We start from the raw sequence: 22583 nt of genomic DNA on the forward strand, positions 1-22583 counted from the left end.
TCTTACCCTCTTTCTACAAATTTTATTGCTGACATTTAAGATTGGCATAAAATGCCTGAACACCTAAAACAAGATAATCTCCTTTTCCTACAAATCCAGCTCTTTTGAAAAAGTTATCATTGAGGCCCTTTTTTACTTTAATAAAACTTATTGAATTTCTATAGCAGTAATTAATCTGCATTTTTAAAAGCCCATCACCAAATCCCATGTTTCTAAATTCTTCCTTTACAAAGATGCTCAAGATTTCAGCTATGCCATTTTCAACTTTGAGCTGGGAAACTCCAAGTATGTTGCTACTATCCAACACAATGTGAGAAATTGCAGCTTCATCAAAAGGTACATTGTTTAGATTACAAAAGTTTTTGACCTCTTGTTGTTTTTCCTGTGGCACTTCTTTAAGCTCAATCATTGAATTTTCCCTCTTTTAATACAAGAAAATATCTTATATAATTATAACAAATTCATGCCCAGTTTGAAATGCTAACCGAAAAATTTGTGCACAAGCTCTGCAGAAAGGAGATGAAATAGATGTCTTTCACATTCGCAGTAATTACATGTTCAGACAAAGCATCAAGAGGAGAAAGAGACGATTTGAGTGCAAAAGTAATAATTGATATATTATCAGCCCAGGGTTTTACAAATGTATTTTATAAGATTGTTCCCGATGAAAAGGAAATGATAAAAGAAGCCATAGTCCAGGCACAAGAAAGCGGAGCAAATCTAATCTTGACAACTGGTGGAACAGGATTTTACACAAGAGATGTGACACCTGAGGCAACACTTGAAATTGTCGAAAAACAAACACCAGGCATTTCAGAGCTTATAAGATATGAAACGGGAAAGATAAACAAGAGAAGCTACCTTTCCCGTGCAGTGTCAGGAATATATAAAAACAGTTTGATAATAAATCTTCCAGGTTCGCCAAAAGCAGTAAAAGAGTGCCTTGAAGCAGTTTTGCCAATTTTAGAGCATGGCCTAAATATTCTTTTAGAAAATGAAAAAGAATGCGGAAGCGAAAGCTAATTAGAACTAATTTTCTTATTCATTTATAATCTCAATAATATCTCCTGCTTTGATCTTGCCACCTTTTAATACTTTTGCAAAAAGACCCTCTTTTGGCATTATGCAAACCCCAACAGACTTTGCAATTTCGCAGCCACTGCCGTGACACTTTTTCCCTATTTGGCTTATTTCAAGTAACACATTATCTCCTATTTTAAGTTTTGTCCCAAGTGAAATTTTTTGAAAATCCAAATTTTCTGTTGTAATGTTCTCTGCAAACTTTCCAAAACAAAGGCCTTTGAGACCGTACTGCTGCATCTTCTTTATGCTTGAGATATCAAGAAGACTTACCTGACGATGAGAAGACCCTGCATGGGCATCTCCTTCAATCCCATAGTCTTCAATCAAAATGGCTTCACTTACTGGTTCTTTTGGAGTCCCTTTTTGTCTGCTGATGTTGATTGACACAACCTTTGCAGTTTTATTTTCACTCTCAAAAATGTAATGTCCAGATTTCCCTCCAGATTTTTCTATAAGCCTTATATCAGTAATTACCATATCTTTTTTTACCGCTTTGCACATGTCATACACTGTCTCTAAAAAAATGACAACGGCTGTGATTGCTTCCATCTCAGCACCTGTTTTTGCCTCAGTTTTTACTTCTGATACCGCTTCAATGTACCCTTCTTCTCTGTTTATCTTATACGAAACATCAACAAAAGACAAAAATATGTTGTGGCAAAGAGGTATCAGTTCGGATGTCTTTTTAGCAGCATTTATAGCTGCAATCTTGGCAGTTGCAAACACATCCCCTTTTGGTAAAAGCCCATTTTCAATTGCTTCAATAACATCCTTTCCTACAAAGATTTTCCCACTTGCCCTCGCAACCCTAAAACTTGGCTCTTTTGACGTAACATCTACCATCTTAGGAAGACCATCTTTGTCAATATGCGTAAATTCCATCTTCAATCTACCCTCCTATTCTGAACATCGGCATATCTGATTCTAAGCTTCTTATCAACTTTTTCTTTTTGACAAAATCCTCTATCTTTTTGAGCAGGAGAGCTTCATCATTCAGAAAATCTCTTAAACTCAAGCCAGTTTTATCAAACAGGCAGTTGTAAAGCACGCCAGTTGATGAGACTCTGACTTTATTGCACGTTTTGCAAAAATGGTCTGACACAGAGCTTATAAATCCTACCGTGTAGTCGAAATCTTCAATATAGTAATATTTAGCAGCCGAAACTTCCTCTGTCCCTATTTCTTTTATCCTTTTAAACCTTTTAATAACATCATCTTTGCTCACAAATTCGTCTTTAAAGATTTGGTTGGCAACGCCAATTGGCATAAGTTCAATAAAGCGAATAATAATATTATTCTTTTTTGCAAAGGAAATCAAATCTTTTATCTCATCAAGGTTCACAGAGCGAATGAGCACAGTGTTTATCTTCACTTTTTTGTGTTCTTTGAGCTCTTCTATAGTCTCTAAAACCTTATCCAAGCCGTCAATTCCCGTTACAAACTTGTATTTTCCTCTATCTAATGTATCAAGAGAAATATTTATTGATTTGAGCGGACTTTTAATAATCTTTTTAATCTTTTCGCTATCTAACCAACCATTTGTTGTTATATTTATATTTTCTATACCAATCTTGTTTGCAAACTCAATTATCCCAAAGATGTCATCTCGCAAAAAAGGTTCACCGCCAGTGATACGAAGCTTTTGTATCCCAAGCTTTTTAAATGCAGAGATTATTCTAAATATCTCTTCTTCTGATAGCTGACTTGAGCTTTCAGAGCATAAATCCTTTGTTCGGCAATACATGCAAAAAAAGTTGCATCTATCAGTCACCGAAAGTCTTAAATAGTCTATTTTCCTTGAAAAACCATCAAACATTTTCATCACCTTTTTCAAATCATCTTTACCTCAACCAAACTTCCCTCTTCCACAACATCCACATTTACTGGCACAACTATATATCCATCTGCCCGTATCAAACTTGAAATCACGCTTGCTCCTCTTTTTAAAACTCTTGCGTGGTTTTTGCCATCCTTGTTTTCAACCTGTACTCTTATATACTCTTCAGCTCCAACGTCCGACCCAATCCTTCTTTCCAGTACAGCAAAGTAGCTTTTTTCTTTTGGATTTAGCAAATATGCCTCAAAGAAAGCCTTTAAAAAAATCTCTTTGAGAACAAAAAACATGGAGACAGGAAAACCAGGAAGTCCCATTACAAGCTTTCCATTTACCTCACCTATGACTGTTGGCTTTCCAGGCTTTATAGCTATACCATGGACAGTGACTTTACCAAGACTTTGAATTGCCTCATGTGTCAAATCCTTGTCACCTTTAGATGACCCAGCATTTACAAACACAATATCAAACTCGTCTAAAAGTTTTTTCAAAGTTTCTTTAAGAACATTTAAATTGTTGGCAACCGGTCTAAAAATGGTAATTTCAAAGCCATACTGGGAAAGAAGTTCACTAAAAATCACCGAATTGAACTCAACAAGCTGTCCAACTTTTTCAATTCTATCAACAAGCTCATCCCCAGTTGGCACAAAAGCAACTTTTGGCATTTTGTAAACCCTGACGTCAAGCCACCCACCAGCTTTTAAATATACCTTGTCAAAAAATGTCAAAAGCTCACCTTTTTTGATTATCATCTCACCTTCTTTTATATCCTCGCCCTGTGAACGAACGTTTTGACGCGGATAGTAGCTTTGAAAAATTTTTATTTTACCGCCTTCAACTTGGACATCTTCAAAAGGAATAACCGCATTGAAATTCTCAACACTTTCCCCTGTTTGGACAGTTTTGAAATTTTCAAGATATTTTGGATTTGTATCATACGCGTCAAATGTCTCTTCAGCCATCACAGCATATCCATCCATTGCAGCAACATCTGCAGGTGGAGATGTGTGAATAGCTTTGTAATCCTCTGCAACAAATCTATTTTTCGCATCATACAATGAAATCTCTTCTTCTTCTAATACCAGATATTTCTTTAGAATTTCCTGGATACAAGCTCTTGCATGCTGGGGAAGCACAGCAGAAAAATGATAATCTTTCATATCAATATCACCTCAACAATATCTCCTGCCTTGATACCGGTCTTTGTTGCATCAACTCTTATATATCCACTTGCATTATTCAAAAGATTTATCGAACCTGATTTTCCATAAAGAGGCTCAGCTAAAATCTCATCACCAAAATGAAGCTTTACAAATACAAACTCTGTTCTGCCGGATGAAGTTGCGATGCTTGTCTTCATCTTAGCAAGAACTTTTCTTGAAGTGTCCTGCTGATGTAATATGATGTCAATGAGCCTTTTAACAAAAAAGTTGAATATAAAAAGGCAAGACACAGGATGGCCAGGAAGTCCAAAAACTGCCCTTGTTCCAACCTTTGCTATTATTGTTGGCTTGCCAGGTTTTATTGAAACACCGTCAACAAGCACCTTGGAATCTTTTAGGCTCTCAATAGCCTTTAAAGTGTTGTCGTATGTGCCAACAGAACTTCCACCTGAAATAAGAACAATGTCATTTTCCTGCAAAGCTTTAAAGAGGGCATCTTTTAAAGCTTCAAAATCATCTTTTACAATCCCGTACATTTTTGGAAGAGCATATTCCTTGTAGCATGATGTGTACAATGTAAATGAGTTCACATCATAAATCTTTGCACTATCGAGTTTTTCATCCTGCGATATTATCTCATCTCCGGTTGAGATGATACCCACTCTTATTTTTTTAAAAACCTCCACATCCTTTTTCCCTATTGCAGCCAGCACACCAATTTGAGCAGGCTCAAGTTTTTGATATTTCTTGATGACAATGCTATCTTTTTTTATATCCTCACCTTTTCTAAGTATATTCTCGCCAGGCTTTGCTGGCTTGAAAACATAGAGTTTTCCATCCTCTTCAATGGTATTTTCAAGCATCACAATGGCATTGGCATTTTGCGGTACATACCCTCCTGTGAATATCCTTGCAGCCTGTCCTTTTTGTATTTGAAGGTCTGGTACCTCACCCGTTTTCACCTCGCCCACTATTTCAAACACTGCCGGGTTTTCATCATTTGCTTCAAATGTCTCTTCACACCTCAAGGCATACCCATCAACTGTGGACTTATCAAAGTGAGGAACATCTATTCCTGATACAATGTTTTGAGCTACAATTCTAAAAACTGCTTCTTGGATAGAAACCTTTTCTGACTCAAGATTAAAATCACAAAACTCATTTTTGAGTATCTCAAAAACCTCAAAATACGTTTTTAATACCTTCATTTGTAGAGCTCCCCTTCTTTAATAATCTGACCATTTTCAAAACGTATCACATTGCCCTTCAAAGCTGCACCTTGATGATGTGTTACAACTATTATACACCTTTTTTGTGCTTCATCTTCTATAAGTTTGTACACAAACTCTTTTACATCTTTGTCAAGAAAAGAATCAGGCTCATCTAAAAAAAGTACATCAGAAGGTACATAAAACGCTCTTAAGAAACTTACCAGCTGTCTTTGCCCAGCTGAGAGCTGATTTATGTTGGCTTTAATAGGAACACCAAACATCTTTAAAACCTGCTGGGAAGTCTTTAACTTCTCATGCGAAAGAGCAACTGCAAGATTATATTCAACAGACCCTTTAAAAAAATATGGCTGCTGCGGAAGCATAATGTTTTTCTTAAACAGATTGTGTATCCGCCCTGAATATTCTTTGTCTTTTCCAAACAGCATTTTCAAAAATGTGGTCTTCCCGCAACCGTTTGGTCCTTTTACAATATAAAGCCCCCTCTTTTCGAATGTGAGATTTTTGCACTCAAACAATTCTCTGTTTTCAAAACTCTTTTTTACATTTACCACTTCAATCAAAGACATCACCCTGCAATATTTGCAAAATTGTATTAAAAGTAAATGAGATGGCAAGCAGCACTAGCCCGAGCATAAGAGCGTTTGAAAACTCACCTTTAGTAATTTCAAAAATTATGGCTGTTGTCAAAATCCGTGTGCTTCCCTCTATGTTACCTCCCACTATCAAAACTCCACCAACCTCAGAGATTGCTCTTGAAAGCCCTAAAACAATAGCATATATTATCTCTTTTGAATATTCCCTCACAATGGCTGTATATCTCTTGCGTCCTTTCACACTCAAATAATCCAAGTTTTCAAGAACCCTATCTATGTTTTTAAGTCCAGACAGGGTATAAAGCATCACTATAGGAACAATTAATATTACCTGGGTAATTATCATAGCCCATTTGGTAAAAAGTATATCCAAAAAACCAAAAGGACCTTTTCTGGAAAGTAATATGTAAACCAGAAGCCCCGCCAAGACTGGCGGGAGCCCCGATAAAGTATAAACTATTCTAACTATCATCTTTCTGTATTTAAATCTTTTGATTTTAAGAAAATACCCTGCAGGAACACCTATCAAAACTGCCAAGAATGTCGAAGGAATACATACAACCAGGGTTGAAAGAACTACATTTGCCAGCATCTTTATACCTCTTGACCGCTCATTTTACTATTCTGTAGATTTCTTTTTTGAAGAATTTTTGGTTAAAAGAACTTACAAGATTTTTAAATTCCTTGCTTTTTAAGTAAGAAGCAAATTTAGAAAGCTCCGCTTTTTTAGGTGAGTAAGCAAAGTAATAAATATTTGTAAGCACCTGCTCCTTCGGATTTTGATAAATTACATCCAAGCTCTCTAATTTATCTTTCATCTTGTAAAAGGTTGCTTCATCTGTGAGAATAAAAGCTTTCTTTTCATTTGCAAGATTTAGACTCATTCCCATACCCTGCCCTGACTTTATATAGCCTCCAAAATCTGGCTGAACCTTTGCTAACTTCCATATCCCAAGCTCTCTTATATAAGTTGCCGAGTTGTCTGCACGCGAGACAAATTTAAAGTTATTTTTTCTTATCAGTGCAAAAGCTTCTTGAACACTTTTTACCTTTTTAAATAAATCTTTTTTATCTTTTGGCCCAACAAGTATAAAATAGTTCGAAACAAACGCAGTATAACCATTTATCAGCTTCTCTTTTTTAAGCTCATTCAAAAACGACTTTTCATGTATTATTATCCCATCAGCGTCACCATTTTTGAAAATTTTCACCGCCTGACCGCTTCCCACTGAAATAAAATTGAACTTCACATTATTTTTCTTTTCAAATGCAGGTGTAACAAAGTCCAAAAAACCACTGTCATATATACTTGTAGTTGTAGCTATCTTGTATTTAACAGAAGCAGTCCCAGAGAAAATACTAACTCCAAACACACAAATCAAAACAAAAAATGCAACGACATTTTTTAAATATCTTTGTGTTTTCATGCGCTTTTTCTCCCTTTCCATAAAATTTTTATGTTATAAAAACAAAAAAGGATACTCCCCCGCTTTGAAACTTGAAATAGGAAAGAGTATCCTTCTAAAGCTAAATTTTAGAAGAATCTTTCCTTTCCAAAGCGGGAGGCGCAGTGGTTTCCCAAATCTGCACCCTATCGGCCACAGCACCATGAAGAGGAAACCATCCTCTTTTTAGGCTGCTGTGGCTCGGAAAGATTCTAAAACTCAAAAACTCTGTATTCATTTGTCAGAAGATTTACAACCATGCACTTTCCGATTAAGTTCTCACCTTGAGCTGATATCAGCTTACAAAACTCAGAAAGTTCTAAAGCTGCTGTCAGCATTGGTGCAAAAATTGGGTTGCCAAGGTCTTTTTCAGCACCTTCAATATTTGTCTCTCCCAAAAGCTTTTCTATCCCGGGTGTGTCTTTTGTGATGATGGCAATCTGGGCGTACCAGCCAGCACACCCGCCGTGAATTAATATTTTCCCCATCTTTTGTGCAAACTTTGAAAGGCTCTTTCTTATTTCTATATTGTCAGTTGCATCAAATATATAACTTGCTTCCATCAAAAATATATCAAGATTTTCTAAATAAGCCTTTTCCTTTATAGGTTCAAAAGAAACGGCAGGGTTTATCTCTTTTACTCTTTTCTCTGCTTCAAATACTTTGTACTTTCCAAGGTTGTTTACATTAGAAATTATCTGCCTGTTTAAGTTTGTCTCATCAAAAGAGTCCATATCAACTGCTATAATCTTTTTCACACCAAGCCGCGCAAGTCCTTCAATCAAAAAACCACCTATTCCACCCACTCCAACAACTGCAACTGTTGTTGAAAGAAGTTTTCTTTGCCCTTCTTCTGTCAAGGCACTCAAGTTTTTTAAATATCTTTTTTGCATACTCAAATTAGCCTCCAGTTGCAAATGGAGTTATATACACACTATCATTTTCCGACAATACATAGTCAAAGTCAACTCTTTTTTGATTGACAATCACAAACCCAACCTTGTCTTTTGGAATGTTTAAGTTTTCAAGAAGCTTTTCTACATTTGTGTTCGGGTCAATCTCAACTTCCATTTTCCCTATTTTGCTGCCGTACCTTCCAAAAAAACTATTTACCTCTACTCCAATCTTCATATTCCTTTTCCACCCTCTCGATATACATTTTCAAAAGCCTATTTAACCTCTCTTCATCCATCTTACCCCACATTGTCGGTGTTTCAAATATTCTCTTTGGAAACTTATAATTTTCAAGTGAATATCCAAGCTCTTTTTTGATTTTCAGTTTTGTGAAAAATACATCATTCGCAAGTCGTGTGAGGTCATCGTCTGTCCAGTTTATACCAACAGCATTTAACGCTTTCAAGATGGTTGGCCTGTCATACACCTTTCGGGCAAACAGACATATGCATAGTGATGTGAGCACTGCCCTTTCTTTTTCTTCATTAATTACATAATTTATTATTTCATCATCTTTTAATTCTTTTGCACTCTGGTCATAAGAGTAACCTGCATTGTCTAAATGAGAATGCCTTGCACCAACTGTTTGACCAAGCGCAAATGCATAGCCTGTATGATATCCTGCCATCTCATTTCCACCATACAAAAGTGCAAATTCTTCTCCACCATATTTTTTCACAGCTTCTTTCAAACCTTTGCCAATTGTGTAGTAAAACTCGTTGACTCTTTCTGCAATATTATCAATTGCTTTAACATACTCCATGGTGTTGCCAAACTCAAGGTCAGCAAGAGTGTCTTCTCTTGAGATAAGCCCTTTTTTGAGTGCTTCTGTTGCCCATGCCAATACAACACCTGTTGTTATAGCATCAAGTCCTGCAAGTTCAACCTCTTCTATAATCTGCAAAACCTCGTCTGTTGTCTTTATCCCCAAAAGGCTTCCAAGTGCGTATATAAGTTCATGGTCATATGAGACAGAAATGGACTCATACTCATATCCCTTGTCAAACTCGCGTCTGAACTGTCCTATATGGATGCATCCAATGGGACAGCCTACACACGAAACCTTTCTGACCAAGTTCTTTTCGGCAAATGTCTCACCTGAGATATCGTCCGCATGCTCAAATGTAGACTGAAGTAAATTCTTAGTTGGAAGAGAACTTATGCTATTTAGCACTTTGATATTCATAGGTGTTCCAAGCTCGTGATACTTGGCCATCGCATCTGTCTGTGTAACTTTTTTGTATATCTCCTGATAAGTCTTAAAGTACTCTTTAAGGTTGGCAATTGGCAAGTCCTCTTCTCCCATTATCATCATAGCTTTGAGGTTCTTGCTGCCAAAGACCGCACCAATCCCAAGCCTTCCAAAATGCCTGTAGGTGTCAACATTGACACAAGAGTATGTTACAAGGTTTTCCCCTGCCTTGCCAATTCTGATTATGCTTCTTTTTCCTGGACCTGGCTCTCTTTCTCTTATAACCCTTCCTGTCTCTTCTATGTCAAGTCCCCACATAGCTCTTGCATCTTTAAATTCAATATTTTTATCTGTAATGACAAGGTATGTGGGCTTTTGAGCTTTTCCTGTTATAACTATTGCATCATATCCTGCATTTCTTATAGCCATTGCAAGTCTTCCACCTGCATGGCTTTCACCATATTCGCCTGTGTGAGGTGAAATAAAGGTTGCTACAGCTTTTGTCACAACAGGAAAGATTGTTGAAAGAGGCCCGATTGAAATGATGATCGGCTGGCTTTCATGCAAAGGGTCAACACCTTTTTTCATATTTTCCTCTAAAAGCTTTGCTGCAACACCTGCTCCGCCTAAGTATTTATAAAGATCCTTCCTTTCTTGAATGTCTGCTTTTTTGTTTGTAAGGTCTATATAAAGCACTCTTATAAAGTCTTTGCCTATCATCTTACTCACTCACCTCTTCCATTGAAAGACAATTGTGTGGACACATTCTCACACATGCTCCACAGTGCTTGCAAACAATTGGAATTTTCCTGTCATAGTCCATGTGAATTGAGCCAACTATGCATGCTGCTACACACTTTTCGCATGCAATACATTTTTCTTCGATTAGCTTAACACCGCCACCAGGCCTTTTTACAAGCGCATTTGTAGGACAAGCCTCTGCACACGCTGGCTCTTTGCACGCAACACAAATTGTTGCTGCGAACTTGCTCTGAAGTCCTCCTCTTGTCTTAACTTTTATTGAGCTTTTTGCAAGGTTGTGATTGTTATGGTTCACCGCTGCACATGTAAGCATACATGTAAAGCATCCAAGGCACTTGTTCATGTTATCAGCTCGAAGAACCTTTGGCAATTAAATCACCACCTGTAAAATCATATTTTAAAACTTCCCAAATTATAATCCTCTAAAAATACTATTTTAATTAATACCCAAAATAGTAGACCTTTAATCACCCAAAGTCCAAATTTCGTTTAAAATTTAACAATCTTATTATATCATCCAAAATGAAAGTTTACAATAGGCTACTTGCAATTTATTATTTGTGTTTTTGGGCATGATATTATATAATCTTAACTAAGTTATATTTCACACTATTGAGAGGTGCTAAAGGCAGATGAAGCTTGGAAGATTTTTTTATGCAAACAAAACATTTTTCGGACTTGTTGAAGGTAGCTCAGTGAAGGTTTTGAAAAGTCTTGACCCACTTAAAATAAGCGACCAATCTTATCCCATAGAGGAGTTGAAAATTTTGCCGCCTGTCAAGCCTTCAAAGATTGTATGTGTGGGTCTTAACTACAAAGACCATGCGAAAGAACTTGGACTTGAACTTCCAGAAAGTCCCGTGCTGTTCCTAAAACCTCCGACATGTGTGATTGGTCACAACGACAGTATAATTTATCCGCAGCACATGAGTAGCCAGGTGGACTATGAAGGAGAGCTTGCGGTGGTTATAAAAAAAGAGTGTCGCAATGTAAAACCACAAGAGGCAGATGAGTACATACTTGGCTACACGTGCGCAAATGATGTGACAGCAAGGGATCTTCAGCCAAAAAACGGTCAGTGGACTGTAGCAAAATCTTTTGATACTTTTTTGCCACTTGGTCCTATTATAACAGATGAAATTGACCCAAACAACAGTCCAATCAAAACTTATCTTAACGGCAAACTTGTTCAAAATTCCAATACAAGCAATTTCATCTTCACCGTGCAGGAGCTTGTAAGTTATATAAGCTCTATAATGACTTTAAAACCTTTTGATGTGATAATTACAGGAACACCTTCTGGCATTGGAAGTATGAAAAAAGGAGATGTTGTTGAAGTTGAAATTGAGGGGATTGGAAAGCTTATTAATTATGTAAAATAAAGGCTGGCAGTTTTAATTGTGCCAGCCTCTCAAGACTTTTTATACAGCATTGTGAACAAATGCAACTATCTTTCTGCATGGAATGTCAACTATTGAACCAAGGCCACAAAATCTTCTGCGTGGCGGGCAACATCTTTCTCTTCGATGATGTTCACCAAACTCTTCTCTTGAGTCATAGCCTCTGTACCAGAAGGGGTCATCTGGTGGTGTCCCTATAGTTACAATAAGCCTTATAAACCTTGGTGTGACAAGTGCCAAAACACCTGTAAATCCCTGTCCGCTTTCTCCTCCGCTTTCTGTGAACACTGTAACTGTTTCTCCTAAATATCTTTTCATGTGTTCACAGATGTCGTGGCAGTGATGTTCGTGACCTTCATACCTCAAATCCAGTTCTTCTGACATACCTTCTTACCTCCCATAATTCATATTATGTCTTCTTCCATTAACATAATATGAATTATGGGTAAACTGTGTTACATAAAATTTTTTAACTTCCAAAATCCTCAATTATCTTTATTGCATCTTCAAACGAGTTGACCACGATTCCTTTTTTTAAATCATTGACCTCTTGTTCTGGTAAGTTCTCAATACTAATTGGAGTAATGAGCTTTAGAGTATCACCATCTACAGGTTGCGAATAAAATATAGCTACTCTTCCGTCTTTTATAGAAATTATAAAATGGTTGGGACAAAAGCCGTCAAATACTCGGCTTATCACCACATACTTAGAGCTAAATGCATCTATTTCCCATTCTGCAAACATATTTTTAAAGTCCTGTTTTGACATCCCTACATATTCTTTTGGTACTAACTTTTTCTCTTCGATGACGTGTCCACATCCTTTAAAATATTTTCTTACAACAAACAAAGTATTATCAGCTATTCTGCCTTCTATATCCTTGTTTATATATGCAATCTGTGTTACATTCTTACCTTTTATATCCTTTTCGGACTTTACTTTTCCTCTTTCTAATGTTATAGTAAACCCCACTGCAAACGACACTATAAACAGGAAAATAATAATAGCAGTGAGCGTGGCAGTTTTAAAATACAGTTTCATTTTCTTGTAGCCCCCATTAGTACTCAAACTTTTTTTACTATTATTCCCTGCCAAACCCACTGCTATACATAAAGTTTACTCTTCATCTTCTTCCCAGTTGTGATAAACCTCTTTTACATCATCGTTATCTTCAAGCATGTCAATAAGTCTTCTCATTTTCTGGGCATCTTCACTTGAAAGCTTTACAGTTGTCTGAGGAATCATCTCTATCTGAGCTCTTATAAATGTAAAACCTTCCTTCTCAAGACCTTCTCTGACCTTTGAAAAATCCTCAGGTGATGTAATTATTTCATATATACCATTTTCTGAGGTAAAATCCTCAGCACCATACTCTAACGCCTTTTCCATCACAAAGTCTTCATTTGGAAAACTTTCTTTTTCAATAACTATGACACCTTTTCTGCTGAACATCCATGAAACACAGCCTGTTTGACCAAGATTTCCACCATTTTTGTCAAAAATGTGTCTAAGTTCACCTGCAGTTCTATTTCTGTTGTTTGTCATTGCCTCAACAATAACTGCAACTCCACCAGGTCCATAGCCCTCGTACGTAATGTCTTCGTACCCTGTTGTGTCAATCTCACCAGCTGCCCTCTTTATAAACCCCATTATCTTATCCATGGGCATGTTGTTTGCCTTAGCTTTTGCGATTACATCCCTGAGCTTCGGGTTTGTCTCAGGGTCAGGGCCGTACATCTTTGCTACAACCATAAGCTCTCTACCAAGTTTTGTAAAAAGTTTCCCTTTCTGTGCGTCTGTCTTTTCTTTTTTGTGTTTTATATTCGCCCACTTTGAATGTCCAGCCATATTCTTACTTCCCCCTACTTTTTAAACTGCTATTGTGCTCAATATGGAATTATAAATTAGATTTAAAGCTAATGTCAAATGAAATTGGTACATAAGATTTAATAATGAACAAAGATTAGCTTGTGATGAAAGAAAGATGAATAAAAAGATTTTAAAGCAAATCGTAATACTTACACTTTGTAATATATTAACATATAGCCTATTTTTCTTTTATAGAGTATTCATATCGCGCAGAATTGGTTCTGTTGGCATGGGACTTTATACATTTGGCATGACACTTTATTATCTATTCTACAGCATATCAAGCGGTGGGATTTTGACAGCCATTTCAAAATATATTGCTGAAAACTGCTATTCAGCTGGGCTAAAAGAAAAAGTTGTCTTTGTGATGAGCAGGATACTCTTTTTCTGGAGCGTTATAATTTCCATATTGTTTTTGACATTAAACCCATTTTTCTGTGATATTGTATTTTCTACTCCACATCTCAAACACATGGTCTACCCTCTTATTGTGTGTATTGTGGTTGTCACCCAGTCAGCTATTTTGAAAGGCTTTTTTTATGGCATTCAAAATCCTACTCCCCCTGCCTTGGCAGAGGTGTTTGAAAATATTGTCAGACTTTCTGTCACCTGTCCTATTTTTTTGACAGTAGCAAAGTCATCTTCGCTTGACACAAAGCTATTTTTGTCTTTCTTAGGAATTCTTATAGGAGAACTTTCAAGTCTGAGTTTCCTTTGGATATCATACAAGCTCAAATACAAAAATATTCGATTTTCGATTAAGCTTTCTGAGATTGTGCAGATTTCCTCTAATATATTCAAAGTATCTGTGCCGCTTGCCACAGCCAGTGTCCTTGGAATGATTTTTCAATCACTTGAAAATATGATAATTCCCAAAATGTTTGAAAGCATCGGCAATACAAAAACCAAAGCAATCTCCATTTATGGAATAATAAATGGCATGAGCTTCCCAGCAGCAACCTTGCCACTTGTAATAATAAATTCACTATCCATCATAATAATTCCTACCATTTCCGAGACAAAGATTAACACAAAAACCCTAAACTCTCGAATAAACTCTTTTCTTTTACTTACCATTGCTATTTCATTGCCAGCAACATGCATATTTTTACTTTTTCCTGTACAGATTTGTAATTTGCTATACAAAAACCCTCAAGCAGGAGTGTATCTTAAGCACATTGCCCCTGCAATAGCATTTTATTATCTTTCTGTTGTACTTTCAAGTTTACTTAATGCACTTGATAAGGTCAATTTTAATTTTATTTTAAATACAGTACTGACAGTAGCAAGATTGATAGCCTATATTCCAGCTATATTACTTTTTAAAAGTGAAATCCCTTATATCTGGATTTCAAATATATTTGCCCTTATTTCATGCATCATAATGATTGAAAAGATATCAAGGCTTGAGTTTGAATTTGTTCTTGAAAAAAGGATAATCTTTCTCATATTCCAATTTGCAGTTGTGTGCCTGCTTATATTTACCATACTCATTTATCTGAACATAACTTCAATGCAAGTTTTTATTATTCTGTTTTTATCAGGATACTTTCTAATTAGCTACTTTATCCTTTTATATCAGAAAAGGCGTAAGAAAGACTGAAGGCGAATATATATAAAGCACACAGTAGAAAAGCACAATCACAAATACTACTGCCAAGGCCTTTGCTCTTGTTATTCCGAAACCCTTTGAAAGTGCTTCATAAACGGATATCAAGAAAAACATCTCTGACACTTTAAAAACTGCATAGCCAATTGGTAAAAACCAGAAGATAATACCTATCAAAAATGTATATGACGGAAGAAGGTACGATACTGTCAATGTGGTTATTACTTGTGAAACATTAGCTCTTTTTCTTGTAGCAATGGAAGCTGCTAAGAAGACTATGATTACCAGCATAAAAAGCTTAAAAATTTGGTTTGAAAAAAGGGTAATAATAAGCCTTGCCAGTCTTAAATTCTCTAAATCGGATTTTATTCTGTCGGTAAAAAATACAAGACCTGCTTCTCCTGGCATTATTTCATACCCTTTTCTAATCTGAAGGTAAACATAGATTGTAAAAAGTGTAATATATATCAAAAACACTACAATTCCTGCTACAAAATTGTTAAGAAGCGAAATGTTCTGGACAAAATAAAGTGGATTTGTAAAAAGGTATTTACACACATTCTCTTTCTTGTTCACAGTACAAACACATCCTTTTTCCTAAATTGCTCTTAAAACTATCCCTTTTTTGTCAGCCAGGAAGTTGCCGGATGTAATATCTGAAACGCTCTTTATAAACTCATCCACCTCTTCTTTTTTGATTGCCAGCAACAAATCTACAACTTGCGAATATTCAATCTTTTCTATCTTTGTATTAAACCTTGAAGCAAGCCATTTAATCTTCTCAAAATCAGAATATTCTACACTAAGTAAAACCTCTTCACACTCATGATACTCCAAAATACCTGCTTTTTCAAGCCCGAGGCTTGCTGCCTGTGTATACGCCCTGACAAGTCCTGACGCGCCCAGCAGAATTCCGCCAAAATATCGGGTTACTACAATTAGCACATTTGAAACATTGCTCTTTCTTATTACCTCCATGACAGGAAGCCCGGCTGTCCCCTGAGGCTCACCATCATCCGAATATTTCTGTACAGGATATTCAATACCATATGTATAGGCATACACGTTGTGTGTTGCATCATAAAACTCTTTTCTGACCTGGTCAAGGAAGGTATTAACCTCATGCTGATTTTCTACCCTGAAAACCGATGCAATGAACCTTGACTTTTTTTCAACAAATTCTACTCGGACATTTTGAGCAATGGTTTTAAATCCCATTTTTTATTTTAATCTCCTTTGCCGTAATTAATCATATAGCTATTTTCATATCAAAAAGGGCTGTCATTTTATGTTAAATTCAATGACAGCCCGTCAAAACTTTGCATCATATATATTATAAATGCTGATTTAAATATTCACAAGCTGTTTGTACTGTTCATACGCACAGGATGCCAGAGCCTTGTCTTGGCTGTAAGTAATCTTCTGGATAGCCTCTTCAATGTCAAAATATCCGGCATCAAAAACGTTCTCTTCCTTGTTTTCTTTCAAAAACTCGGGAGACTTTGCTTCCATGATATACCATATAATCTTGTTACAAACTGGTCTCTGACGTGTGACAGAATAGAACTCATAACTTGTTTGACCTGCTGTGGAGAGAATTGAAGCATCAATCCCAACTTCTTCCTTGACCCTTCTTACCGCAACTTCGGGTGCAATCTCGCCGTTCCTTATAACACCTTTTGGAAACACCCATTCGCCCTTCTCGTTCTTCATGATAAAGATTTTTCCCTGGTAGAACACAACTCCACCAGCACAATTACGGATTAGCAATGCGGACAACCCCTTTCTTTTATTTTAATAAAAATTTCCCCCTACTTTAATAATACCCTCTTTATTCACCATATTCAACAAATTTCATATAATTAAATCCTCTCAACAATCATATCAAGCAAAGTATCAATACCTCTGCCATCCTGAGCAGAGATAAAAACATGAGGTACATTGTCAAACACATCTACAGTTGAAAGGTCCACTTTATCTATCTTGTTATAAACCCTTATAAGAGGGATATTTTCTGCTCCAAGCTGTTTTAGCAAATCCTCAGATACTTTTATGTGGTCATAATAATACGGGTCAGATATATCCACAACGTTCAGTATAAGGTTTGAGTACTTGACCTCTTCTAATGTTGAGGAAAACGCCTCAACAAGATGATGCGGCAAGTTTCTTATAAACCCAACAGTATCAGTGAGCAAAAATTCTTTGCCTTTGTGGTACACCCTTCTTGTTGTAGTATCAAGTGTTGCAAATAGTTTGTCTTCTACCAGAACATCTGCTTTTGAGATTCTGTTCATGAGAGTAGACTTGCCCGCGTTTGTGTAACCAATTATTGACACCACCGGCACCTGGTTCTCTATTCTGCTTTTTCTCTGTACTTCCCTGCTTTTTTTCATCTTTTCAAGCTCTTTTTTTATCTCTTCAATCCTGCGCTGGATATGTCTTCTGTCAATCTCAAGCTTGGTCTCACCTGGCCCTCTTGTCCCAATTCCGCCACCAAGCCTTGAAAGTAGCACTCCAGTCCCACGCAGGCGCGGAAGCAGAGTCAAAAGCTGTGCAAGTTCTACCTGAAGTTTTCCTTCTTTGGTCCTTGCACGCCTTGCAAATATGTCAAGTATAACATCAGTTCTGTCTATCACTTTTCTCAAAAGAAGCTCTTCCAAGTTTTTTATCTGAGCAGGCGAAAGTTCTCTGTTGAATATCACAACGTCAATGTCTTTTTGCTGGCAGATTGAAAGTATCTCTTCTGCTTTACCTCTTCCTATAAAATACGCAGGGTCTATGCTCCTTCTTACTTGTACCACCTTGTCAACAACTTTAACCCCTGCAGTCTTACACAGGCTCTCAAGCTCTTCTAAAAGGTGTCTGTCAAGCTCAGACAAACTTTTTGGCCACACATCAACAAGCAAAGCCCTTTCCTCTTTTTCTGTCAAAGTCTCGTGAATTTTTTCTCTTTCCCTCTGTTTTTCATCCACTTCTGAAATCTTGGATGAGATATCAAGATTATAAAAATATTCTATTCTGTGTGGTCCAATCGTTTCAACCTCTTTTAGTTGGCTACCCCAAAAAGCTATTGTAGCTTCCTCAGTTTTGAGAGAGATTGTCATTACATAATCATACTTTTTCATTATAAGCGTGGAGAGGTCAAGCATTGAAGGATGTGATGCAGAAGATAATCTTGTAAAGATTAACGCTGCCTTTTTAGGAAAAGAATCCTGGTTTTCAAGCTCTGCAAATTCTTTCTTTTCTATTAGAACCTCTTCAATTCTCCCTTTTCTGTTCAAAACAATTGCTATTTCTTTATTGAGATTCAGCGAAAACTCTTTTAGTAGATTGTAGACAAACTCATCAATCATATACTCTTCTGTCTGATGGGACTTAAGTTTTTGAATCATATTGTGATAATACTCTCTTATTCGTGCCATACAGTTTTTTAAAAACACCTCCTTGAAGCAGCTTATATCTTGCACAAAATCTTTTGAGCCAAAAAAAGCCCAAACCTAAGTCTGGAAAGCTTTAAAGCTTTTCTCACCTTAGGCTTGGGCTTTTTTGATTATTCAATTATTGTTGTAACAGAACCTGCACCAACTGTTCTTCCGCCTTCGCGGATAGCAAATCTTAGTCCTGACTCAATAGCTATTGGAGAGATAAGCTCAACTGTCATCTCAACGTTGTCGCCAGGCATGCACATCTCTACACCTTCTGGTAGTGTGATTGTTCCTGTAACGTCTGTTGTTCTGAAATAGAACTGTGGTCTGTAACCATTGAAGAATGGTGTATGTCTTCCACCTTCTTCTTTTGTCAAGACGTAAACCTGTGCTTTGAATTTTGTATGAGGTTTAATTGTGCCTGGCTTTGCAAGAACCTGCCCTCTTTCAACCTCATTCTTCTGAATACCTCTGAGAAGACACCCTACATTGTCACCAGCAACAGCCTCGTCAAGTACCTTTCTGAACATCTCAATACCTGTTACAACTGTCTTTCTTGGCTCTGGAGCAAAACCAACTATTTCAACCTCTTCGCCTGTCTTGAGTGTTCCTCTTTCAACTCTACCTGTTACAACAGTACCTCTACCTGTGATTGAGAACACGTCTTCAATTGGCATCAAGAATGGTTTGTCAATGTCTCTCTGTGGTGTTGGGATGTATTTGTCAACAGCATCCATGAGCTCTAAAATGCACTGATATTCTGGAGCATTTGGGTCTTGTGATGTTGACTCTAAAGCCTTCAGCGCAGAACCTTTTACTATTGGTACTTCGTCGCCTGGATAGCCATACTTGGAAAGAAGTTCTCTTACTTCCATTTCAACAAGCTCAATCAATTCTGGGTCGTCTACCATGTCAACCTTGTTGAGGAATACAACGATGTATGGAACGTTAACCTGTCGTGCAAGCAAAATGTGCTCTCTTGTCTGTGGCATTGGACCGTCTGCTGCAGATACAACCAAGATTGCACCGTCCATCTGAGCAGCACCTGTTATCATGTTCTTGACGTAGTCAGCGTGACCTGGGCAGTCAACGTGTGCATAGTGTCTTGCGTCTGTCTCATACTCAACGTGTGCTGTGTTGATTGTAATACCTCTTTCTCTTTCCTCTGGAGCCTTGTCAATCTGGTCATAAGCCATAAACTGTGCTTTACCTTTGAGAGCTAAAACCTTTGTGATTGCAGCTGTCAATGTTGTTTTTCCATGGTCAACGTGTCCAATTGTACCTATGTTTACGTGTGGTTTTGTTCTTTCAAATTTAGCCTTTGCCATCCTGATTTTATCCTCCTTCACAATAATATTTTATTTATGTGAATTTTTAAAATTGCAACCGCAGTTTAAGATTATTTTAACACTTATTTATTCTTCATTTCAAGAATCTTATCAGCAATATTCTTTGGAACCTCTTCATAGTGGTCAAACTGCATGGTGTATGTTCCTCGCCCCTGTGTCTTTGACCTCAGGTCTGTTGCGTAACCAAACATCTCTGCAAGTGGAACATATGCACGAATGACCTGGGCATTTCCTCTAAGTTCCATACCCTCAATTCTTCCACGTCTGGAGTTGATATCACCCATGACATCACCCATGTACTCCTCAGGCACAACAACCTCAACCTTCATAATAGGCTCTAAGAGTACTGGGTCTGCCTTTTTCATACCTTCTCTGAACGCTTGAGCTGCTGCAATTCTGAACGCCATGTCGCTCGAGTCAACCTCGTGGTATGAACCGTCAAACAGCGTAACTCTTACATCCACAACAGGATATCCTGCCAATACACCTGACTGCATTGCTTCCTGGACACCTGCATCGACAGATGGTATGAACTCTTTTGGAATCACACCACCGACTATCTTGTTGACAAACTCATACCCTGCGCCTCTCTCAAGCGGTTCAAGCTCAAGCCAAACGTGCCCGTACTGACCTCTACCACCAGACTGTCTGATATACTTTCCTTCAACCTTGACAGATTTCTTGATTGTCTCTTTGTATGCAACCTGAGGTTTACCTACATTGACCTCTACCTTGAACTCTCTTCTCATTCTGTCAACAATAATCTCAAGGTGAAGCTCTCCCATACCTGCAATGAGAGTCTGTCCTGTCTCGTGGTTTGTAGATACCTTGAATGTCGGGTCTTCTTCTGCAAGTCTCTGCAGCGCAATACCCATCTTTTCCTGGTCAGCTTTGGTCTTTGGTTCAATAGCAACCTGTATAACAGGTTCTGGGAATTCCATAGACTCTAAGACAATTGGATGATTTTCATCACAGAGGGTATCACCTGTTGTAGTATTGGAAAGACCAATTGCTGCACAGATATCACCGGCATATACTGCATCAACGTCTTCTCTATGGTTTGCATGCATGTGCAAAAGTCTGCCTACTCTTTCTTTCTTGTTCTTTGTTGAGTTATAGACATAAGAACCTGCATGAAGAACACCAGAATAAACTCTCAAGAATGTCAGTTTACCAACATATGGGTCAGACATAATTTTAAACGCCAGTGCACAGAATGGCTCATCTTCACTTGTCTTTCTTTCAATCTCTTCACCAGTGTCAGGTGAAAATCCTTTTACTGCAGCAATGTCAACCGGTGATGGCAGATAATCAACAACTGCATCTAAAAGTGGCTGAACACCCTTGTTTCTATACGATGAACCGCAAAGTACCGGTGTCATCTGCATGTTTATTGTAGCTTTTCTTATTGCAGCCTTGAGCTCTTCAACTGTAATCTCTTCACCCTCTAAATATTTCATCATAATCTCTTCATCAGTCTCAGCAACAGCTTCTAAAAGCTTAATCCTGTACTCTTCAGCAATGTCTTTTACCTCATCTGGAATCTCTGTTTCTTGCGACACTTTTCCAAGGTCGTCAACATAGATTATAGCCTTCATTGTGAGAAGGTCAACAATACCTCTGAAAGTATCCTCTTTTCCAATTGGAACCTGGATTGCAACCGGGTTTGCGCCAAGTCTTTCTTTCATCATCTCAATGACATTGAAAAAGTTTGCACCCATTATGTCCATCTTGTTGACATAAGCTATCCTTGGAACACGGTACTTGTCAGCCTGTCTCCAAACAGTTTCTGACTGAGGTTCTACGCCACCTTTTGCACAAAACACAGCAATTGCACCATCAAGCACGCGCAGAGACCTTTCTACCTCAACAGTGAAGTCCACATGTCCTGGTGTGTCAATAATGTTTATCCTATGACCTTTCCACTCACAAGTTGTAGCAGCAGAGGTGATTGTGATACCTCTTTCTTGTTCCTGCTCCATCCAGTCCATGGTAGCAGTTCCTTCGTGGACTTCACCCATCTTGTGAACCTTACCTGTGTAAAAGAGAATTCTCTCTGTGGTTGTTGTTTTCCCCGCATCTATATGAGCCATAATACCTATATTTCTTGTTTTTTCAAGCGGAAACTGCCTGGGCAATTTCTTCTGTCCTCCTTGTCAAAATAGTATTACCATCTGTAATGTGCAAATGCTCTATTTGCTTCTGCCATTCTATGAGTATCTTCTTTCTTTTTGACTGCGCCACCTGTATTGTTAGCTGCATCCATAATCTCTGCTGCAAGTTTCTCTTTCATTGTCCTTTTGTCTTTTCTCTCTCTTGCATACTCAACAAGCCATCTAATTCCAAGAGAAAGTCTTCTGTCTGGTGCAACCTCGATGGGCACCTGGTATGTTGCACCACCAACTCTTCTTGGACGAACTTCTAATACAGGCATAACGTTGTTAAGGGCTGCCTCAAGTACTTCAAGTGGGTCTTTGCCTGTTTTTTCTCTTATAATATCAAATGCACCGTATACAATCTTTTGTGCAATTGATTTTTTACCATCATACATAACTTTGTTAATAAGCTTTGCAACAACCTTGTCATTGTACACTGGGTCTGGCAATATCTCTCTCTTTTTAACCGGCCCTTTTCTTGGCAAGCTATTCCCCTCCTTCTACAAAACTGTAAAT

At 37.6% G+C, this 22583-nt stretch carries 25 protein-coding genes and 1 riboswitch; of the genes, 3 read left to right on the top strand and 22 right to left on the bottom strand.

Features of this window, described 5'->3' with window-relative positions:
* Window positions 1-22: 22 nt before the first annotated feature.
* The gene (locus OTK01_RS09225) at window positions 23-409 is read right to left on the bottom strand and encodes a GNAT family N-acetyltransferase (protein WP_029228750.1); all 387 of its coding nucleotides are present in this window, start codon (window positions 407-409) and stop codon (window positions 23-25) included.
* Between the two features lie 119 nt (window positions 410-528).
* Here OTK01_RS09225 and OTK01_RS09230 point away from each other — a divergent pair, with 119 nt between their 5' ends.
* Window positions 529-1023, top strand: coding sequence for a MogA/MoaB family molybdenum cofactor biosynthesis protein (locus tag OTK01_RS09230; RefSeq protein ID WP_014042610.1), 495 nt, complete (start codon window positions 529-531; stop codon window positions 1021-1023).
* A gap of 15 nt (window positions 1024-1038) precedes the next feature.
* Here the strand turns inward: OTK01_RS09230 and OTK01_RS09235 are convergent, their stop codons facing one another.
* From OTK01_RS09235 to OTK01_RS09285, 11 genes are all read right to left on the bottom strand, one after another.
* Window positions 1039-1965: a cyclic pyranopterin monophosphate synthase MoaC/MOSC-domain-containing protein gene (locus OTK01_RS09235; RefSeq protein ID WP_029228751.1), complete on the bottom strand. Its 927-nt coding sequence runs from the start codon at window positions 1963-1965 to the stop codon at window positions 1039-1041.
* Window positions 1966-1972: 7 nt separating this feature from the next.
* Complete coding sequence (moaA, locus tag OTK01_RS09240) at window positions 1973-2905, bottom strand: GTP 3',8-cyclase MoaA (protein ID WP_269011804.1); 933 nt, start codon at window positions 2903-2905, stop codon at window positions 1973-1975.
* 8 nt (window positions 2906-2913) lie between these two features.
* Entirely contained in the window at window positions 2914-4077 is a 1164-nt protein-coding gene (locus OTK01_RS09245) for a molybdopterin molybdotransferase MoeA (RefSeq protein WP_029228752.1), read from the bottom strand.
* Window positions 4074-5288: a molybdopterin molybdotransferase MoeA gene (locus OTK01_RS09250; protein WP_029228753.1), complete on the bottom strand. Its 1215-nt coding sequence runs from the start codon at window positions 5286-5288 to the stop codon at window positions 4074-4076. Before OTK01_RS09250 ends, OTK01_RS09245 begins: the two co-directional genes overlap by 4 nt.
* Window positions 5285-5872 (bottom strand): ATP-binding cassette domain-containing protein, encoded by a 588-nt coding sequence (locus OTK01_RS09255; protein ID WP_029228754.1) that lies wholly within the window; start codon window positions 5870-5872, stop codon window positions 5285-5287. Before OTK01_RS09255 ends, OTK01_RS09250 begins: the two co-directional genes overlap by 4 nt.
* Window positions 5865-6497, bottom strand: coding sequence for an ABC transporter permease (locus tag OTK01_RS09260; protein WP_029228755.1), 633 nt, complete (start codon window positions 6495-6497; stop codon window positions 5865-5867). The genes OTK01_RS09255 and OTK01_RS09260 overlap by 8 nt, the downstream gene beginning before the upstream one ends.
* Window positions 6498-6516: 19 nt before the next feature.
* On the bottom strand, window positions 6517-7332 hold the full coding sequence (locus tag OTK01_RS09265; RefSeq protein ID WP_029228756.1) for an ABC transporter substrate-binding protein: 816 nt from the start codon (window positions 7330-7332) through the stop codon (window positions 6517-6519).
* 103 nt (window positions 7333-7435) lie between these two features.
* Window positions 7436-7569, bottom strand: a riboswitch (molybdenum cofactor riboswitch).
* Entirely contained in the window at window positions 7563-8243 is a 681-nt protein-coding gene (locus OTK01_RS09270; protein ID WP_013433099.1) for a HesA/MoeB/ThiF family protein, read from the bottom strand. (Overlaps the previous riboswitch by 7 nt.)
* Window positions 8244-8250: 7 nt before the next feature.
* Complete coding sequence (locus OTK01_RS09275; RefSeq protein ID WP_014042618.1) at window positions 8251-8481, bottom strand: MoaD/ThiS family protein; 231 nt, start codon at window positions 8479-8481, stop codon at window positions 8251-8253.
* On the bottom strand, window positions 8456-10216 hold the full coding sequence (locus tag OTK01_RS09280; protein ID WP_014042619.1) for an aldehyde ferredoxin oxidoreductase N-terminal domain-containing protein: 1761 nt from the start codon (window positions 10214-10216) through the stop codon (window positions 8456-8458). The genes OTK01_RS09275 and OTK01_RS09280 overlap by 26 nt, the downstream gene beginning before the upstream one ends.
* Before the next feature lies 1 nt (window position 10217).
* The gene (locus tag OTK01_RS09285; RefSeq protein WP_029228758.1) at window positions 10218-10628 is read right to left on the bottom strand and encodes a 4Fe-4S binding protein; all 411 of its coding nucleotides are present in this window, start codon (window positions 10626-10628) and stop codon (window positions 10218-10220) included.
* 262 nt (window positions 10629-10890) lie between these two features.
* Between OTK01_RS09285 and OTK01_RS09290 the strand changes: the two genes are divergently transcribed.
* The gene (locus OTK01_RS09290; protein ID WP_013433103.1) at window positions 10891-11640 is read left to right on the top strand and encodes a fumarylacetoacetate hydrolase family protein; all 750 of its coding nucleotides are present in this window, start codon (window positions 10891-10893) and stop codon (window positions 11638-11640) included.
* A 39-nt stretch (window positions 11641-11679) separates the two neighbouring features.
* Here the strand turns inward: OTK01_RS09290 and OTK01_RS09295 are convergent, their stop codons facing one another.
* The 3 genes from OTK01_RS09295 to OTK01_RS09305 all read right to left on the bottom strand — a co-directional run bounded on the left by OTK01_RS09295 (window position 11680) and on the right by OTK01_RS09305 (window position 13507).
* Complete coding sequence (locus OTK01_RS09295) at window positions 11680-12042, bottom strand: hypothetical protein (RefSeq protein ID WP_029228759.1); 363 nt, start codon at window positions 12040-12042, stop codon at window positions 11680-11682.
* An 85-nt stretch (window positions 12043-12127) separates the two neighbouring features.
* A complete protein-coding gene (locus tag OTK01_RS09300; protein WP_029228760.1) occupies window positions 12128-12700 on the bottom strand; it encodes a BofC C-terminal domain-containing protein in 573 nt (190 codons plus the stop codon).
* Between the two features lie 75 nt (window positions 12701-12775).
* Window positions 12776-13507 (bottom strand): YebC/PmpR family DNA-binding transcriptional regulator, encoded by a 732-nt coding sequence (locus tag OTK01_RS09305; protein ID WP_029228761.1) that lies wholly within the window; start codon window positions 13505-13507, stop codon window positions 12776-12778.
* Window positions 13508-13643: 136 nt separating this feature from the next.
* Here OTK01_RS09305 and OTK01_RS09310 point away from each other — a divergent pair, with 136 nt between their 5' ends.
* Complete coding sequence (locus tag OTK01_RS09310) at window positions 13644-15131, top strand: oligosaccharide flippase family protein (protein ID WP_029228762.1); 1488 nt, start codon at window positions 13644-13646, stop codon at window positions 15129-15131.
* On the opposite strand, the gene OTK01_RS09315 is transcribed toward OTK01_RS09310, so the two are convergent.
* The 7 genes from OTK01_RS09315 to rpsG all read right to left on the bottom strand — a co-directional run bounded on the left by OTK01_RS09315 (window position 15102) and on the right by rpsG (window position 22552).
* Window positions 15102-15713 carry a hypothetical protein gene (locus OTK01_RS09315; RefSeq protein WP_029228763.1) on the bottom strand — a complete coding sequence of 204 codons (612 nt, stop codon included), beginning with the start codon at window positions 15711-15713 and terminating at the stop codon, window positions 15102-15104. The two genes, OTK01_RS09310 and OTK01_RS09315, sit on opposite strands and share 30 nt — an antisense overlap.
* Before the next feature lie 21 nt (window positions 15714-15734).
* On the bottom strand, window positions 15735-16355 hold the full coding sequence (locus OTK01_RS09320; protein WP_029228764.1) for a YigZ family protein: 621 nt from the start codon (window positions 16353-16355) through the stop codon (window positions 15735-15737).
* 129 nt (window positions 16356-16484) lie between these two features.
* Window positions 16485-16907 (bottom strand): NUDIX hydrolase, encoded by a 423-nt coding sequence (locus OTK01_RS09325; protein WP_013403739.1) that lies wholly within the window; start codon window positions 16905-16907, stop codon window positions 16485-16487.
* A 92-nt stretch (window positions 16908-16999) separates the two neighbouring features.
* Entirely contained in the window at window positions 17000-18529 is a 1530-nt protein-coding gene (hflX, locus tag OTK01_RS09330) for a GTPase HflX (RefSeq protein WP_029228765.1), read from the bottom strand.
* A gap of 158 nt (window positions 18530-18687) precedes the next feature.
* Complete coding sequence (gene tuf / locus OTK01_RS09335) at window positions 18688-19890, bottom strand: elongation factor Tu (protein ID WP_013403741.1); 1203 nt, start codon at window positions 19888-19890, stop codon at window positions 18688-18690.
* A gap of 83 nt (window positions 19891-19973) precedes the next feature.
* Entirely contained in the window at window positions 19974-22049 is a 2076-nt protein-coding gene (fusA, locus tag OTK01_RS09340) for an elongation factor G (protein WP_013433112.1), read from the bottom strand.
* Window positions 22050-22078: 29 nt separating this feature from the next.
* Entirely contained in the window at window positions 22079-22552 is a 474-nt protein-coding gene (gene rpsG, locus OTK01_RS09345) for a 30S ribosomal protein S7 (RefSeq protein ID WP_013290053.1), read from the bottom strand.
* Window positions 22553-22583 lie beyond the last annotated feature (31 nt).

It is taken from the genome of Caldicellulosiruptor acetigenus, assembly GCF_026914305.1.
GTDB lineage: Bacteria > Bacillota > Thermoanaerobacteria > Caldicellulosiruptorales > Caldicellulosiruptoraceae > Caldicellulosiruptor > Caldicellulosiruptor acetigenus.

Bases quoted from the DNA above. Each gene is read 5' to 3' on its own strand.
- OTK01_RS09300 (WP_029228760.1), bottom strand. From the start codon at position 12,700: ATGAAACTGTATTTTAAAACTGCCACGCTCACTGCTATTATTATTTTC.
- OTK01_RS09275 (WP_014042618.1), bottom strand. From the start codon at position 8,481: ATGAAGATTGGAGTAGAGGTAAATAGTTTTTTTGGAAGGTACGGCAGC.
- OTK01_RS09250 (WP_029228753.1), bottom strand. From the start codon at position 5,288: ATGAAGGTATTAAAAACGTATTTTGAGGTTTTTGAGATACTCAAAAAT.
- OTK01_RS09225 (WP_029228750.1), bottom strand. From the start codon at position 409: ATGATTGAGCTTAAAGAAGTGCCACAGGAAAAACAACAAGAGGTCAAA.
- OTK01_RS09290 (WP_013433103.1), top strand. From the start codon at position 10,891: ATGAAGCTTGGAAGATTTTTTTATGCAAACAAAACATTTTTCGGACTT.
- OTK01_RS09310 (WP_029228762.1), top strand. From the start codon at position 13,644: ATGAATAAAAAGATTTTAAAGCAAATCGTAATACTTACACTTTGTAAT.
- OTK01_RS09270 (WP_013433099.1), bottom strand. From the start codon at position 8,243: ATGCAAAAAAGATATTTAAAAAACTTGAGTGCCTTGACAGAAGAAGGG.
- OTK01_RS09305 (WP_029228761.1), bottom strand. From the start codon at position 13,507: ATGGCTGGACATTCAAAGTGGGCGAATATAAAACACAAAAAAGAAAAG.
- OTK01_RS09230 (WP_014042610.1), top strand. From the start codon at position 529: ATGTCTTTCACATTCGCAGTAATTACATGTTCAGACAAAGCATCAAGA.
- OTK01_RS09265 (WP_029228756.1), bottom strand. From the start codon at position 7,332: ATGAAAACACAAAGATATTTAAAAAATGTCGTTGCATTTTTTGTTTTG.
- OTK01_RS09295 (WP_029228759.1), bottom strand. From the start codon at position 12,042: ATGTCAGAAGAACTGGATTTGAGGTATGAAGGTCACGAACATCACTGC.
- moaA (WP_269011804.1), bottom strand. From the start codon at position 2,905: ATGAAAATGTTTGATGGTTTTTCAAGGAAAATAGACTATTTAAGACTT.
- OTK01_RS09280 (WP_014042619.1), bottom strand. From the start codon at position 10,216: ATGATAGGCAAAGACTTTATAAGAGTGCTTTATATAGACCTTACAAAC.
- OTK01_RS09320 (WP_029228764.1), bottom strand. From the start codon at position 16,355: ATGGGATTTAAAACCATTGCTCAAAATGTCCGAGTAGAATTTGTTGAA.
- tuf (WP_013403741.1), bottom strand. From the start codon at position 19,890: ATGGCAAAGGCTAAATTTGAAAGAACAAAACCACACGTAAACATAGGT.
- OTK01_RS09260 (WP_029228755.1), bottom strand. From the start codon at position 6,497: ATGCTGGCAAATGTAGTTCTTTCAACCCTGGTTGTATGTATTCCTTCG.
- hflX (WP_029228765.1), bottom strand. From the start codon at position 18,529: ATGATTCAAAAACTTAAGTCCCATCAGACAGAAGAGTATATGATTGAT.
- OTK01_RS09245 (WP_029228752.1), bottom strand. From the start codon at position 4,077: ATGAAAGATTATCATTTTTCTGCTGTGCTTCCCCAGCATGCAAGAGCT.
- OTK01_RS09235 (WP_029228751.1), bottom strand. From the start codon at position 1,965: ATGGAATTTACGCATATTGACAAAGATGGTCTTCCTAAGATGGTAGAT.